13 protein-coding genes are annotated in these 13,186 nt (G+C 68.2%); 4 read left to right on the top strand and 9 right to left on the bottom strand.

Features of this window, described 5'->3' with window-relative positions; all coding sequences use genetic code 11:
- Positions 1–96 precede the first annotated feature (96 nt).
- Positions 97–2,802, top strand: a complete 2,706-nt coding sequence (gene acnA / locus ACY5J6_RS04285) for an aconitate hydratase AcnA (RefSeq protein WP_462846118.1) — start codon at positions 97–99, stop codon at positions 2,800–2,802.
- A gap of 140 nt (positions 2,803–2,942) precedes the next feature.
- On the opposite strand, the gene atpD is transcribed toward acnA, so the two are convergent.
- From atpD to ACY5J6_RS04240, 9 genes are read right to left on the bottom strand one after another with little or no spacing between them, the layout of a single operon-like run.
- Positions 2,943–3,611 (bottom strand): V-type ATP synthase subunit D, encoded by a 669-nt coding sequence (atpD, locus tag ACY5J6_RS04280; RefSeq protein ID WP_054638202.1) that lies wholly within the window; start codon positions 3,609–3,611, stop codon positions 2,943–2,945.
- Positions 3,612–3,621: 10 nt separating this feature from the next.
- Positions 3,622–5,058: a V-type ATP synthase subunit B gene (locus ACY5J6_RS04275; RefSeq protein ID WP_462846117.1), complete on the bottom strand. Its 1,437-nt coding sequence runs from the start codon at positions 5,056–5,058 to the stop codon at positions 3,622–3,624.
- Between the two features lie 10 nt (positions 5,059–5,068).
- Positions 5,069–6,805 (bottom strand): V-type ATP synthase subunit A, encoded by a 1,737-nt coding sequence (locus tag ACY5J6_RS04270; protein ID WP_462846116.1) that lies wholly within the window; start codon positions 6,803–6,805, stop codon positions 5,069–5,071.
- 12 nt (positions 6,806–6,817) lie between these two features.
- A complete protein-coding gene (gene atpF, locus ACY5J6_RS04265; protein WP_462846492.1) occupies positions 6,818–7,132 on the bottom strand; it encodes a V-type ATP synthase subunit F in 315 nt (104 codons plus the stop codon).
- 2 nt (positions 7,133–7,134) lie between these two features.
- On the bottom strand, positions 7,135–8,106 hold the full coding sequence (locus tag ACY5J6_RS04260; protein WP_462846115.1) for a V-type ATPase subunit: 972 nt from the start codon (positions 8,104–8,106) through the stop codon (positions 7,135–7,137).
- 3 nt (positions 8,107–8,109) lie between these two features.
- Positions 8,110–8,676, bottom strand: coding sequence for a V-type ATP synthase subunit E (locus ACY5J6_RS04255; protein ID WP_462846114.1), 567 nt, complete (start codon positions 8,674–8,676; stop codon positions 8,110–8,112).
- A 55-nt stretch (positions 8,677–8,731) separates the two neighbouring features.
- Positions 8,732–9,031: a F0F1 ATP synthase subunit C gene (locus ACY5J6_RS04250; RefSeq protein WP_462846113.1), complete on the bottom strand. Its 300-nt coding sequence runs from the start codon at positions 9,029–9,031 to the stop codon at positions 8,732–8,734.
- Between the two features lie 12 nt (positions 9,032–9,043).
- On the bottom strand, positions 9,044–11,002 hold the full coding sequence (locus tag ACY5J6_RS04245) for a V-type ATP synthase subunit I (protein WP_462846112.1): 1,959 nt from the start codon (positions 11,000–11,002) through the stop codon (positions 9,044–9,046).
- A complete protein-coding gene (locus ACY5J6_RS04240; protein ID WP_462846111.1) occupies positions 10,999–11,313 on the bottom strand; it encodes a V-type ATPase subunit subunit G family protein in 315 nt (104 codons plus the stop codon). The genes ACY5J6_RS04245 and ACY5J6_RS04240 overlap by 4 nt, the downstream gene beginning before the upstream one ends.
- A 101-nt stretch (positions 11,314–11,414) precedes the next feature.
- On the opposite strand from ACY5J6_RS04240, the gene ACY5J6_RS04235 reads away from it, so the two are divergent.
- Genes ACY5J6_RS04235 through ACY5J6_RS04225 form a run of 3 tightly spaced genes read left to right on the top strand, consistent with a single transcriptional unit; the run spans position 11,415 to position 13,166 of the window.
- The gene (locus ACY5J6_RS04235; RefSeq protein ID WP_462846110.1) at positions 11,415–12,560 is read left to right on the top strand and encodes a class I SAM-dependent rRNA methyltransferase; all 1,146 of its coding nucleotides are present in this window, start codon (positions 11,415–11,417) and stop codon (positions 12,558–12,560) included.
- 28 nt (positions 12,561–12,588) lie between these two features.
- A complete protein-coding gene (locus tag ACY5J6_RS04230; protein WP_462846109.1) occupies positions 12,589–12,798 on the top strand; it encodes a DUF3248 domain-containing protein in 210 nt (69 codons plus the stop codon).
- On the top strand, positions 12,795–13,166 hold the full coding sequence (locus ACY5J6_RS04225) for a DUF3809 family protein (RefSeq protein ID WP_462846108.1): 372 nt from the start codon (positions 12,795–12,797) through the stop codon (positions 13,164–13,166). Before ACY5J6_RS04230 ends, ACY5J6_RS04225 begins: the two co-directional genes overlap by 4 nt.
- Positions 13,167–13,186 lie beyond the last annotated feature (20 nt).

The raw sequence follows: 13,186 nt of genomic DNA, 5'->3' as shown, positions 1-13,186 counted from the left end.
GACGCCGGGGCGGGCGCCCCCCCTCGGAAGGAGCTTCCCCCAAAAGTCCAAAGCGCGCCTCCCTTTGCCCCCAGGGGGAAGGGAAAGGAGTGGAGCATGAAGGACAGCTTCCAAACCCTGAAAACCCTGACCACGAAAAGCGGCACCTACGGCTATTACGACCTCCAAGAGCTGGAGAGGAAGGGCCTGGCGGAGGTAAGTCGCCTCCCCTTCTCCATCCGCGTGATGCTGGAAAGCCTACTCCGCCACGAGGACGGCTACCAGGTGACCCGGGAGGACATAGAGGCCCTGGCCCGCTGGCGGCCCGACCCCGGGGAGATCAACGTGCCCCTGAAGCTCGCCCGGGTCATCCTCCAGGACTTCACCGGGGTGCCAGCGGTGGTGGACCTGGCGGCCATGCGGGACGCCGTGGCCAAGCGGGGCGGGGACCCCAGGCGCATCAACCCCGTGGTGCCCGCCGACCTGGTCATCGACCACTCGGTGCAGGTGGACGCCTTCGGCACCGCCTACGCCTTCTTCTACAACGTGGAGAAGGAGTACGAGAGGAACAAGGAGCGCTACCTCCTCCTCAAGTGGGGCCAGCAGGCCCTGGAGAACTTCCGGGTGGTGCCCCCGGGCACGGGCATCGTCCACCAGGTGAACCTGGAGTACCTGGCCAAGGTGGTCATGACCGAGAAGCGCAACGGGCTCACCCTGGCCTTCCCGGATAGCCTGGTGGGTACCGACAGCCACACCACCATGGTGAACGGCCTGGGCGTCCTGGGGTGGGGCGTGGGGGGCATTGAGGCCGAGGCGGTGATGCTGGGCCAGCCTTACTACATGCTGGCCCCCCGGGTGGTGGGCTTCAAGCTCTATGGGGAACTCCCCGAGGGGGCCACGGCCACCGACCTGGTCCTCACCATCACCGAGATCCTGCGCAAGCACGGGGTGGTGGGCAAGTTCGTGGAGTTCTATGGCCCTGGGGTGGCCAAGCTCTCCCTGGCCGACCGGGCCACCATCGCCAACATGGCCCCCGAGTACGGGGCCACCATGGGCTTCTTCCCCGTGGACGAGGAGACTCTGAACTACCTCCGCCTCACCGGCCGCCCCGAGGAACAGGTGGAGCTGGTGGAGGCCTACACCAAGGCCGTGGGCCTCTTCCGCACCCCCGAGGCCGAGGCCAAGGTCCAGTACTCCGAGCACCTGGAGCTGGACCTAAGCGCGGTGGAGCCCTCCCTGGCGGGCCCCAAGCGCCCCCAGGACCGGGTGCCCCTCAAGGAGGTCAAGAAGAGCTTCCTCGCCCACCTCACCAAGCCCGTGAAGGAGCGGGGCTTCGGGCTTTCCGAGGACCGGCCTGGGCGAAAGGTCCTGGTGAAGCGGCAGGACGAGGAGTTTGAGCTCACCCACGGCTCCGTGGTCATCGCCGCCATCACCAGCTGCACCAACACCTCCAACCCCTCGGTGATGCTGGGGGCGGGGCTTCTCGCCAAGAAGGCGGTGGAGGCGGGCCTGGACACCAAGCCCTGGGTGAAGACCTCCCTGGCCCCCGGCTCCAAGGTGGTGACGGACTACCTGGAGATGAGCGGGCTCCTCCCCTTCCTCGAGGCCCTGCGCTTCCACGTGGTGGGCTACGGGTGCACCACCTGCATCGGCAACTCCGGCCCCCTGCCGGAGGACATCGCCAAGGCGGTGGAGGAAGGGGACCTGGTGGTGGCCGCCGTCCTCTCCGGCAACCGCAACTTCGAGGGCCGCATCAACCCCCACGTGAAGGCCAACTACCTGGCGAGCCCCATGCTGGTGGTGGCCTACGCCCTGGCGGGCCGCATGGACATCGACTTCACCACGGAGCCCTTGGGCTTTGACCCCAACGGCAAGCCCGTCTACCTCAAGGACATCTGGCCCTCCATGGCGGAGATCCAGGAGGCCATCCGGAAGACCCTTGACCCCGAGCTCTTCAAGAAGGAGTACAGCAAGGTCTTCGAGGGAGACGAGCGCTGGCAGGCCCTGCCCGCCCCCACGGGGGAGCTCTACCAGTGGGACCCCGAGAGCACCTACATCCAGAACCCGCCCTTCTTTGAGGACCTGGGCCAGGGGAAGGTGGGAAACATCCGGGGGGCCAGGGCCCTCCTCGTCCTCGGCGACTCGGTGACCACGGACCACATCTCCCCCGCCGGGGCCATCCCCGTGAAGAGCCCCGCCGGGCAGTACCTCATCAGCAAGGGGGTGAAGCCGGAGGACTTCAACTCCTACGGCTCCCGGCGCGGCAACCACGAGGTGATGATGCGGGGCACCTTCGCCAACATCCGCACCAAGAACCTCATGCTGGAGGGCATTGAGGGCGGCTACGCCAAGAAGCTCCCCGAGGGGGAGGTGGACTTCGTCTACAACGTGGCCATGCGCTACAAGACCGAGGGCACGCCCCTTCTCGTCATCGCCGGGAAGGAGTACGGCACCGGCTCTAGCCGCGACTGGGCCGCCAAGGGCACCTACCTCCTGGGGGTGAAGGCGGTCCTGGCGGAAAGCTACGAGCGCATCCACCGCTCCAACCTCGTGGGGATGGGCGTTCTGCCCCTGGAGTTCCTGCCCGGAGAGAACCGGGAGACCCTGGGCCTCACGGGGTACGAGGTCTACGACATCCTGGGCCTGGAAGACCTAAAGCCCAGGAAGATCGTGGAGGTGGTGGCCCGCAAGGAGGACGGCACCGAGATCCGCTTCCAGGCCCTGGCCCGCCTGGACACCCAGGTGGAGGTGGACTACTACCGGAACGGGGGCATCCTCCAAACCGTCCTCCTCCGCATCCTCGAGGAGGCCAAGGCCGGGTAGCCCCCGAAAATCCTTCCCCCCGGGGCTTCCCGGGGGGAGGCTCCCCTTGGGCGTGAACCCTTCGCCCAAGCCGAGGCAAGGGCTCTGTGGGCGTTCTTTTTCGGGGCCCCCATGCTGGCTTGGGCCAGCATGGGGTGGTATTAAAGGCCCGCCCCGATTTCCAAGGCGGGGTTGGGACGGCCCCCTTCCTCGGCCTCCCGGGCCTCGATCTTGCCCTTGATGCGCTTCAGGCGGAAGGTGTCCTCCCTCTCCCGCTGCTCCAGGACCTGCTGGATGAAGCGAATCTGGCCGCGGATCCCGGGGATCACCACCTGTTCCAGGGCGTTCACCCGCCGGGTGGTCTTCTTGATCTCCTCGCCGATCTTCTTCAGGCGGGTCTCGGTGTTGGCCACCTGGATCAGGGCCTCGGCGTAGCGGCGGAAAGCCCGGCTGGCCTCGAGGGTGTAGGCCGGGGTGCCCACGGGGGAAAGCAGGGCCCCATCGGGGAAGGCGGCCCTGAGCCTCGGCACCTTGCTCCCCCAGACGTTCTCCACCTCCGCCTCCACCCCCTCCAGAAGGGGCACGCCCAAAGCCGCCCCGGCCACGCTCTCGGGGCCGTCAAAGGCCTGGGCCAGAAGGAGGGCGGTGTAGGCCTCCTGGGCGGCTTGGTTCAGGGCCTTCCTCGCCTCCATGGCCTCCCGCACCAGGCCGAAGAACTCGGCCACCAGGGCGTCCCGTTTCTTCTTCAGGAGGTCCACCCCCTTCTGCGCCAGGCGGAGCTGCCCCCGCCTCTGCAGAAGGTTCATCCGGGTGGGGCTCACCTGGCTCATCTACCCCCCCTTAGTCCAGGGCCTGGGGCGCGCCCCAGATCTCCTCCAGCTTCTGGCCGTAGTACTTGCCGATGTGGTCCTTGGAGATGCGCTTGAGCTCGCCCTGCGGGAGCATGGAGAGGAGGGCCCAGGCGATCTGGAGGCTCTCCTCAATGGAACGGTTCTGCTGGCCCTGGTTGATGAAGTGCCGCTCAAAGGCGTCGGCGAACTGCAGGTAGCGCCGGTCGTTCTCCGTGAGGGCGTCCTCACCGATGATGGCCACCAGCTTCCGGATGTCCACCCCGTTGGCGTAGGCCGAGTAGAGCTGGTCGGAGACCTGCTTGTGGTCCTCCCGGGTCTTGCCCTTGCCCACGCCGTTGTTCATGAGGCGGGAGAGGGAGGGCAAGGGGTCGATGGGCGGGTAGATGCCCTTGCGGTGGAGCTCCCGGGAGAGCTGGATCTGCCCCTCGGTGATGTAGCCCGTGAGGTCGGGGATGGGGTGGGTGCGGTCGTCGTCGGGCATGGAGAGGATGGGGATCTGGGTGACCGAGCCCTTCTTCCCCTGCACCACCCCGGCCCGTTCGTAGATGGTGGCCAGGTCGGTGTACATGTAGCCGGGGTAGCCGCGGCGCCCGGGGATCTCCTCGCGGCTTGCGCCGATCTCCCGCAAGGCCTCGCAGTAGTTGGTCATGTCCGTGAGGATGACCAGCACGTGGTAGTCGTGCTCAAAGGCCAGGTACTCGGCCACGGTGAGGGCCATGCGGGGGGTGAGGATGCGCTCAATGGTGGGGTCGTCCGCCTTGTTCAGGAAGAGAACGGAGCGGCTTAGGGCCCCGGTGCGCTCAAACTCCTGGATGAAGTAGGAGAGCTCCCTTTGCGTGATCCCCATGGCGGCGAAGACCACGGCGAAGGGCTCCTCCTTCTCCCCCTCCCCGGAGAGGTCGGGGCGCACCGTGGCCTGGCGGGCGATCTGGGCGGCGATCTCGTTGGCGGGAAGGCCCGAGCCGGAGAAGATGGGGAGCTTCTGCCCCCGGACCAGGGTGTTCATCACGTCGATGGTGGAGATGCCCGTCTGGATGAACTCCTCGGGCTTCCTGCGGGCCACCGGGTTCAGGGGCAGGCCCACGATGGGCAGGCGCTTCTCCGGGGTGATGGGGGGCAGGCCGTCGATGGGCTTGCCGATGCCGTTGAAGCGGCGGCCCAGCATCTCCTTGGAAACCCCAAGCCGGGCCACGTCCTCCACCAGGCTCACGCTGGTGGTGGCGAGGTCCAGGCCCGTGGTCTCCTCAAAGACCTGGATGACCGCGTACTCCTCGGAGACCTCGATCACCTGCCCGCCGCGCACCCGGCCCGTGCCGTCCCGGATATCCACGATGGCCCCGTAGGCCAGGTCCTTGGCGTTCTCCACGAAGAGCAGGGGCCCCGAGATGTAGGTGACGCCGGTGTACTCCTTCTTCAAGAGGTCCATGCTTTCCTCCCTAGGCCAGGGCCTTGAAGGCCCCCTGGATCTCCCTCATGGCCTCCTCAAAGTAGCCGGGGAAGGCCTCCTCGTCCACGTAGCGGGCGCGGCCGATGCGCTCCACCACGGGAAGCTGGAGGACCTCGTCGATGGAAACCCCCCGCTTGATGGCCGCCTCCGCCTCCTTGTAGAAGGAGAGGATCATCTTCATGATGCCGTAGGCCTTCCTCATGGAGCAGTAGGCGTCCACCTCGTGGTAGGCGTTCTGCTGCAGGAAGTCTTCCCGGATGATGCGCCCCACCTCGATGATGAGGCGCTCGGCGTCCTGGAGGGCGTCCGGCCCCACCAGCTGGACGATCTCCTGGAGGCCCGCCTCCCGCTGGAGAAGCTCGGAGATGGTGTCGCGGAGCTCGGGGTAGTCCTCGGCCACGTTCTCCCGGTACCAGGGGTCCAGGGCCGGGGTGAAGAGGCTGTAGGAGCCGTTCCAGTTGATGGCCGGGAAGTGGCGGCGGAAGGCCAGGGAAGCGTCAAGCCGCCAGAAGGCCCCCACGATGCGCAAGGTGGACTGGGTCACGGGCTCGGACATGTCGCCGCCCGGAGGGGAGACGGCCCCCACGATGGTCACCGCCCCCTCCTCACCGCCCAGGGTGATGACCTTGCCCGAGCGCTCGTAGAAGGCGGCGAGCCGGGCGGCGAGGTAGGGCGGGTAGCCCTCCTCGGCGGGCATCTCCTCGAGGCGGCTAGAGATCTCGCGCAGGGCTTCGGCCCAGCGGCTGGTGGAGTCGGCCATGAGGGCCACGGAGAAGCCCTGGTCGCGGAAGTACTCGGCGATGGTCACCCCCACGTAGATGCTGGCCTCGCGGGCGGCCACGGGCATGTTGGAGGTGTTGGCGATGAGCACCGTGCGGTGCATGAGGGGTCCCCCGGTCTTGGGGTCGGTGAGCTCGGGGAACTCCACCAGCACGTCCGTCATCTCGTTCCCCCGCTCCCCGCAGCCCACGTAGACCACCACGTCGGCGTTGGACCACTTGGCCAGGGACTGCTGGGTCACGGTCTTGCCGCTCCCGAAGGGCCCGGGGATGGCGGCGGTGCCCCCCATGGCCACGGGGAAGAGGACGTCCAGGATGCGCATCCCCGTGAGGAAGGGGGTGTTGGGGTCCAGCTTCCTTTGCACGGGCCTCGCCCGGCGCACGGGCCAGGTGTGGTACATCTTGAGCTCGGTGCCGTCCTCGAGGACCACCACCGGCTCCTCCACGGTGTACTCCCCGGCGGGCTTCACCTCCTTGACCCGGCCCTTCACATCGGGGGGCACGAGGATCTTGTGGGTAAAGCCGAACTCGGGCACGGTGCCCAGGACCATGCCCCCCCGCACCTCGTCCCCAGGCTTCACCCTGGGGGTCCAGGCCCAGCGCTTCTCCCGGTCCAGGGCGTGCACCACCACCCCCCGGGTGATGTAGATGCCGGTCTTCTCCTGGATGCGTTCCAGGGGGCGCTGGATGCCGTCGTAGATGCCGTTGAGCATCCCGGGGCCGAGTTCCACCGCCAAGGGTAGCCCCGTGGAGACCACGGGCTCCCCCACCTTGAGGCCGGAGGTGTCCTCGTAAACCTGGACGAAGGCCGTGTCCCCGTCCAGGCGGATGATCTCCCCCACCAGGCCCTCGTGGCCCACCTTGCAGATGTCGTACATGCGGGCCCCCAGCATCCCCTTGGCGATCACCGCCGGGCCCGCGATCTTCTGGATCACCCCTTGGATCATCTTCCCTCCATTCTACAGCTTGATGTCGAAGCCGATGGTCCTCTTCACCAGCTCGCGCATGTAGCCTTCCACATCCTGCCCCTGGAAGGCCTCCTTTAGCCCCGCGATGGGCAAAAGGACCGGGAGGTCCTTCCCCCGCATGAGCCTTTCCACCGCCCGCTCGGGCTCGGGCAGGAGCCCCCCGTCCACGGCCACCAGGGCGTACCCCCCCCGTTGCACCAGCTCCTCCAGGCGGGCCTTGGCCTCTTCCGGGGTGCGGGCGGCGTGGGCCTCGAGGCCCGCCAGCCGGAAGCCCTGGGCCGCCTCGGGGTCGGCGATCACCGCGATCCTCATGGGCAGACCACCTCCTCCTCCACCTGGGCCCGGGGCAGGCCGAAGTAGGCCCGCCGGGCGAGGAGCCTGAGGCGCATGGCCTCCCACTCCCGCTCCTTCACGTAGGCCAGGACCAGCCCCGCCCCCAAGGGGTCGGCGCTTCCCCACTTGGCCTCCTTGAGGAGGAGGCACCTTAGGCGCCTCTCCAGCTCCGCCGCCTCCCGCACCCCGGAAAGCCCGGCGAGGGGAGTGCCGGAAAGCTCGTCCAAAACGGCGTAATCCCCTTCTAGAAGCCGAGCGAAGCGCACCCTGTCCAAAAAGCGCCCGCCCCGGATGAAGACCGCCTCCGGGGCCACCTCCTGGCCCCGGAGCTTGAAGGCGGTGCGCAGGTTCTCGGCGTCCACCTCGAGGGCCAGGTAGTCCCGCAGGGCGGGCTCCTCCATGGCCTTGGCCCCCTTCACCACCCCCTCGAAGAAGCGCTTGGCCAGGAGCGCCTCCACCCGGGCCAGGTCCTGGGTCTCCCGCAGCACCCCCCGCAGGGCCCGGGCCAGGGGGTGGCCGGGAAGGGAGAGGACCTGGGCCACGCCGGCGGCGTCCTGGGCCTCGTAGGCCTGCCGCCAGAGCCCCTCCTTCAGGGTCCCGGGAAGGAGGGGCACCTCCTCAAAGGGGCGGCCCAGGGCCTTGGCCCGCAGGAGGGCCTGGAGGTTGTGAAGGTCCTGGCGCAGGAGAAGGAGCCGAACCGCCTCCCGGGCCTCCCCCGTCACCAGCCGGGGCAGGTCCGAAAGGAACCTCTCCTGGGTGCGGGCGATGGCCCGGTCCACCTCGGGCAACCCCTGCCCGGAAAGCTCCCCCCCATAGACGCTCTCCGAGAGGAGGCGCAGGAAGTCGGGGAAGGAAAGGTCCAGGGCCTCCTGGAAGAAGCCCTCCTTGAGGAGGGTGGCCCGCCGGGCCCGCACCCGGGCGTTGAGGTAACCGAAGTCATCCGCCATGGCCTAGCCCCAAAGGACCTGGGCCACCTGGGAAGAAAGGGCGTCCCACGCCCGCTCCAGGCGGCTTTCCAGGGCGTTTTCCACCTGGGTCCTGCCCCCCCGGCCCAGAACCCGTACCCCCAGGCGCAAGCCCGGGTCGGCCTGAAGCCTCAGGCCCCGCTCCCGGGCCAAGGGCTCCAAGTGGGGCAGGTTCTCCGGGTGGGAGACCAGGGCCTCGGGCTCGGATAGGGCCAGGAGGGCTTCCTCGGCCAGCTTCCTAAGGACCTCGGGCCACTCGGGCTTCCCGGGAAGGGCCCTTAGGGCCTCCTCCGCCTTGGCCCTCACCGCCCGGAGCACCTCCCCCTTGGCCTGGGTGCGGGCGGTGGCCAGAAGGAGCTCCCCGGCGCTTTCCGCCCGGCGCAAAGCGGCCTGGAACTGGGCCTCCAGGGCCCGCCTCCGCCCCTGGAGGAGGGCCTCCGCCTTGGCCTCCGCCTCCTTGCGTAGGCCTTCCGCCCTGGCCTTGGCCTCTTCCAGGAAGGAGCGGATCTCCGCCTCCACCTCCTGGCTCAGAATGGCTTCCAGTTTGGACATCTCGCCTCCTTAGGAAAAGGGCCAAGCCCCTTTGGGGCCTGGCCCCGAGGACCGCTTAGAGCTTGCCGTTGAGGATGAAGGCGATGAGCAGGCCGAAGATCACCAGGGTCTCGGGCAGGAGGAGGAAGATGAGGGCGGTGCCGAAGTTGCCCCGGTCCTCGGCGATGGCCCCCACGCCCGCCGCGCCGATGCGGGCCTGGGCCACGCCCGTGCCCAGGGCGGCTAGGCCCACCGCCAGGCCCATGCCCACGGCGATGAGGCCCCGGTCCAGACCCCCGGAAGCCGCCCCTTCCTCCGCCGCCAAGGCCAACGCACCGAACACCGCTACCAAAAGGAGCACCAAAAGCTTCTTCATCTCTTTCCCTCCCTACTGCGTCTCGCGGACGCTTTTGAACGGCCGGTATGGCCTGCCGTTCTCCTCGTAGAAACCGAACTTGGTGAAGAACTCCACCCAGATCAAACGGATGGGCTGGAGCATGTGCCCCAGGGTGGTGAGGAGGAGGATGAGGAGGTGCAAGACCCCCGCCACCAAAAGGCCCAGGAGCGCGCCCAAAAGCCCAAGCCGCTCCGCCATGGCGAAGCCCACGTCGGTGAGGAGGCCCGCGAGGATCCCCCCCGCCGCCCCCACGGCGTAGATACGGATGTGGGAGAGGATGTGCCCCGCCTGGGTGAAGATCTCCGGCAGCATGAGCCAGATCCGGCTCATGAGGACCGCAAGCAGAAAGACCCCGAACCCGAGGTACATGGAAGCGGAAAGCCAGCCCGCCTGGAGGTTGCCGAGGTAGGAGGCGGCCAGGGCCAGGATGCCCGAAAGCCCACCCAGGTACCCCACCCCTTCCCAGAAGTGGGCCATGTGGTGGTGCTTGAGGCCCAGGTAGGCCCGCAGGGCCAGCCCCCAGAAGACCATGACCACCCCGAAGGCCACGGAGAGGAGGATGAGGAGGTTGGCGGTCTTGGCGGTGTCTATACGGGGGATGAGAATGGGGATGAGCCCGGGGTGCTCCGGCGTGCCGAAGACCCCGAGGTGCTCCAGGAAGGTGCCGAAGAACTCCCCGTAGATCACGCCCCAGACCACCGTCCAGAAGACCATCCAGTTCAGGATGTAGACCAGCCTGCCGATGACCGGGGGCTTGAGCCTGAGGGCGAAGAGGTCTATGACCAAAGGCTCGTTCCGCTTCACGTACCCGGAAAGCCAGCGCCCCACCAGGTAGAAGAGGAGGGCGTAGCCGATGTCCCCCACGATCATCCCGAACCAGAAGGGGAAGAAGACGGGGACCACGGGGGTGGGGTCAATGGAGCCGTACCTGGGGGTGTTCAGGAAGCTCACCAAAAGCTCAAAGGGCTTGACCCAAGGGGGGTTGTCCAGGGCCACGGGAATCCGGTCCGCCTCGTGGTGCTCGTCCACGGGCTCAAAGGCGTAGACCACGCCCTCCTTGTGCCGGGCGAGGGCCTCCTCCACCTTGGGCTTGGCCTTCACGGGGACGTAGCCCAGGAGGGCGAAGCCGAACCGCCCGGAGGCCAGCTCCTCCAGGGCCTTGAGCCGGGCCACCTCGTCCTTGGCCCGGGTCCAGAGGCTCTGCAAGGTGGAATGGGCCTCCTGGGCGAGCCTATAAAGGGCCTGGCGCACCTCGGAAAGCTCCCTGGGGGCGGCCTCGGCCCGCTCCCTGAGGCGCCTGGCCGCCTGGGAGAGGGGAAGGTCGGCGTAGGCCCCGGGCAGGCGGAGCTCGGCCAGGCCCAGCCGGGAAAGGGCGGCCTTGGCGGCCTCCTGGTCCTTGCGGTGGACCACCAAAAGGGCGGCGAGCCCCTTGCCAAAGGGCTCCGTGGCCAAGAGGAAGCGGTCTTCCAAAGCCTTCTTCAACCCCTCCTCCACCAGGGGAAGCTCCTTCTCGCCGAGGAGGAAGGGAAAGAGGCGGAAGAAGGGGCTTTGGTCCAGGCCGTGGGCCAGGGAGGAGAGCTTCTCCAGGGGTTCCAGGTAGGCCTCCGCCAGGGAGAGCTCCTCCAAAAGCTCCCCTTTCTGCCGGGAAAGCCCCTCGGCGTGGGCCTGGAGGGGAGCGAGGGCCTTTTCGGCGGCCTCGAGGCCGTCGGGGAAGGGCCTTGCGGGCTCCGCTTCCCGGCCTAGGAGGGCCAGGGCGTGCTCCGCCCCCGCCGCCACGGCCTCCCAGCGCCTGAGCTCCTCTCGCTCCTCCGGGGAAAGCCTGTACTCGGAAAGGTCCTCCGCCCGGAGGGTCTCCAGGTGAACCACCCCCGCCTGCTGCAGGCTTTGGAGAAGCTCCCTGGCGCGGCCCTTGGGCCCGGCCAGGACCAGCTTCTCCATGGGGGCGATCACGGCAAGACCCCCTGGAGGACCAAGGCCACCGCCTCCTCCAGGCGGGCCCTGGCCTTCTCCCGCACCGCCTGGGCCTCGGCCTCCGCTTGGGCCCGGAAGCGGGCCAGAAGGGCCTCGGTCTCCCGGGCCTCCTTCTCGCGGTACTCGGCCTCCAGGGCCTGGGCCTTGGCCTCGGCCTCCTCCAGAAGGGCCTTGGCCTCGGCCTCGGCCCGCGCCACAAGCTCCTCCGCCTCCTTCTTGGCGGCCTCGAGGCGGGCGAGGAGCTCCCGCTCCTTCTCCGCTAGGCTTTTGATAAGTCCCAGGCCTCCCATCGCCCCTCCTTATGTGAAAAGATGCGCAAAGCGCGCCTACCGGTTAGGCTACCGGCTTCCGGGGCAAACGTCAACCGACCCCGCTTAAGTATACTTAAGCGGTGCGGATTCTCGTCAACGAACGCGGGGCGGAAAGGCTCCTTTCCCGCCACCTTTGGGTGTTCCGCCGGGACGTGGTCCTTGGGCCCGAGGCCCCAGGGCTTTTCCCCGTCTACTGGGGCAAGCGCTTCCTGGCCCTGGCCCTCTACAACCCGGGGAGCGACCTCGCGGTGCGGGCCTTCCGCTTCCGGCCCAGCCATGACCCCACCGAGGCCCTTCTGGACAACCTGGAAAGGGCCTTGAAGCGCCGCCAAGAGGCCCTGGAACGGGAGCCCGAAGGCGGCTTCCGCCTGGCCCACGCCGAGGGGGACTTCCTCCCGGGGCTGGTGGTGGACTACTACGCCGGCCACGCGGTGGTCCAGGCCACGGCCTACGCCTGGGAAGGCCTCCTGCTCGAGGTGGCCCGGAGGCTCAAGCCCTACGCCCAAAGCGTCCTGGCCAAAAACGACGCCAAGGCCCGGGAGCTGGAGGGGCTTCCCCTCTACGTGAAGCCCCTCCACGGGGAGGTGCCGGGCCGGGTGGCGGTGCGGGAGGGAGGGGTGCGCTACCTGGTGGACCTGGGGGAGGGGCAGAAGACCGGGGCCTTCCTGGACCAGCGGGAAAACCGCCTCCTCATGGAGAGATTCCGGGGAGAAAGGGCCCTGGACGTCTTCAGCTACGCCGGGGGCTTCGCCTTGCACCTGGCCTTGGGGTTTCAGGAGGTGCTGGCCGTGGACAGCTCCAAGGAAGCCCTGGCCAAAGCGGAGGAAAACGCCAGGCTGAACGGCCTCCGCCTGAAGACCCTCGAGGCCAACGCCTTTGACCTCCTGCGGAGCCTGGAAAAGGCGGGGGAGCGCTTTGACCTGGTGGTCCTGGACCCCCCGGCCTTCGCCAAGGGCAAGAAGGACCTGGAGCGGGCCTACCGCGCCTACAAGGAGATCAACCTCCGGGCCCTCAAGCTCCTGAAGGAGGGGGGGATCCTGGCCACGGCGAGCTGCAGCCACCACATGACCGAGCCCCTCTTCTACCAGATGCTCCTGGAGGCGGCCCAGGACGCCCGCCGCGCCCTCCGGGTCCTGGAAAAACGGGGCCAGCCCTTTGACCACCCCGTCCTCCTCAACCACCCGGAAACCCACTACCTGAAGTTCGCCCTGCTGGAAGTGCTCTGATCCCCCCTCCCGGGGGTAGACTAAGGGCGTGGAGAAGGATCTCTTGGAAGCCCTGGGCCAGCACCTGGTCTGGCGCATCGGCCGAGCGGAGGAGGAGGAGGTGCTGGTGGTGCGGGTGGGGCTGGCCTCGGCCACGCCCCGTTTTCGGGAGCTTCCCCGGCTCATCAACCTCCCCGACCAGGAGGTGGCCCGCCTGGCCCAGGAAGGCCGCGTGCGGGTGGAGTGGGTGGAAGGATGAAGGTGCGGCTCCAGCTCCACCTCAACGGCCACCTTCCCCAGGGGCTTCCCCTGGAGCTTTCCTGGGAAGAAGGCGGCCTTCGGGGCCTTCTCCGCCAGGAGAACCCGGCCTTGGGCGAGCTGGTGCTGCCCTTCCGAAGCCGCCTCGAGGGCCAAAGGCTCAAGCCCCTCCCCCTTCCCCCCCCTTCCCTCCGGGTCTCGGGGGAGGCCAGGTCCCAAGGGAACGACCTTCTCCTGGTCTTGGAGGTGGAGCTGGCCCTGCCCGAAGGCAAGACCTGGGGGGAGCGGGCCTTCCTCCGCCTGGTGGAGGCCATCTTCGCCCTGAAGCTGGAAAAGACCCTTTCCCAGAAGGCCGGCCTCGGGGTATAGTGGCAGCCAAGGAGGCAGGT

The sequence above is a fragment of the Thermus sp. H19.2 genome (genome assembly GCF_054979525.1).
Note: the sequence above shows the minus strand (reverse complement) of the source record. Positions and strands in the feature narration are given on the sequence as shown.

Bases quoted from the DNA above. Each gene is read 5' to 3' on its own strand.
- acnA (WP_462846118.1), top strand. From the start codon at position 97: ATGAAGGACAGCTTCCAAACCCTGAAAACCCTGACCACGAAAAGCGGC.
- atpD (WP_054638202.1), bottom strand. From the start codon at position 3,611: ATGAGCCAGGTGAGCCCCACCCGGATGAACCTTCTGCAGAGGCGGGGG.
- ACY5J6_RS04275 (WP_462846117.1), bottom strand. From the start codon at position 5,058: ATGGACCTCTTGAAGAAGGAGTACACCGGCGTCACCTACATCTCGGGG.
- ACY5J6_RS04270 (WP_462846116.1), bottom strand. From the start codon at position 6,805: ATGATCCAAGGGGTGATCCAGAAGATCGCGGGCCCGGCGGTGATCGCC.
- ACY5J6_RS04260 (WP_462846115.1), bottom strand. From the start codon at position 8,106: ATGGCGGATGACTTCGGTTACCTCAACGCCCGGGTGCGGGCCCGGCGG.
- ACY5J6_RS04255 (WP_462846114.1), bottom strand. From the start codon at position 8,676: ATGTCCAAACTGGAAGCCATTCTGAGCCAGGAGGTGGAGGCGGAGATC.
- ACY5J6_RS04250 (WP_462846113.1), bottom strand. From the start codon at position 9,031: ATGAAGAAGCTTTTGGTGCTCCTTTTGGTAGCGGTGTTCGGTGCGTTG.
- ACY5J6_RS04240 (WP_462846111.1), bottom strand. From the start codon at position 11,313: ATGGGAGGCCTGGGACTTATCAAAAGCCTAGCGGAGAAGGAGCGGGAG.
- ACY5J6_RS04225 (WP_462846108.1), top strand. From the start codon at position 12,795: ATGAAGGTGCGGCTCCAGCTCCACCTCAACGGCCACCTTCCCCAGGGG.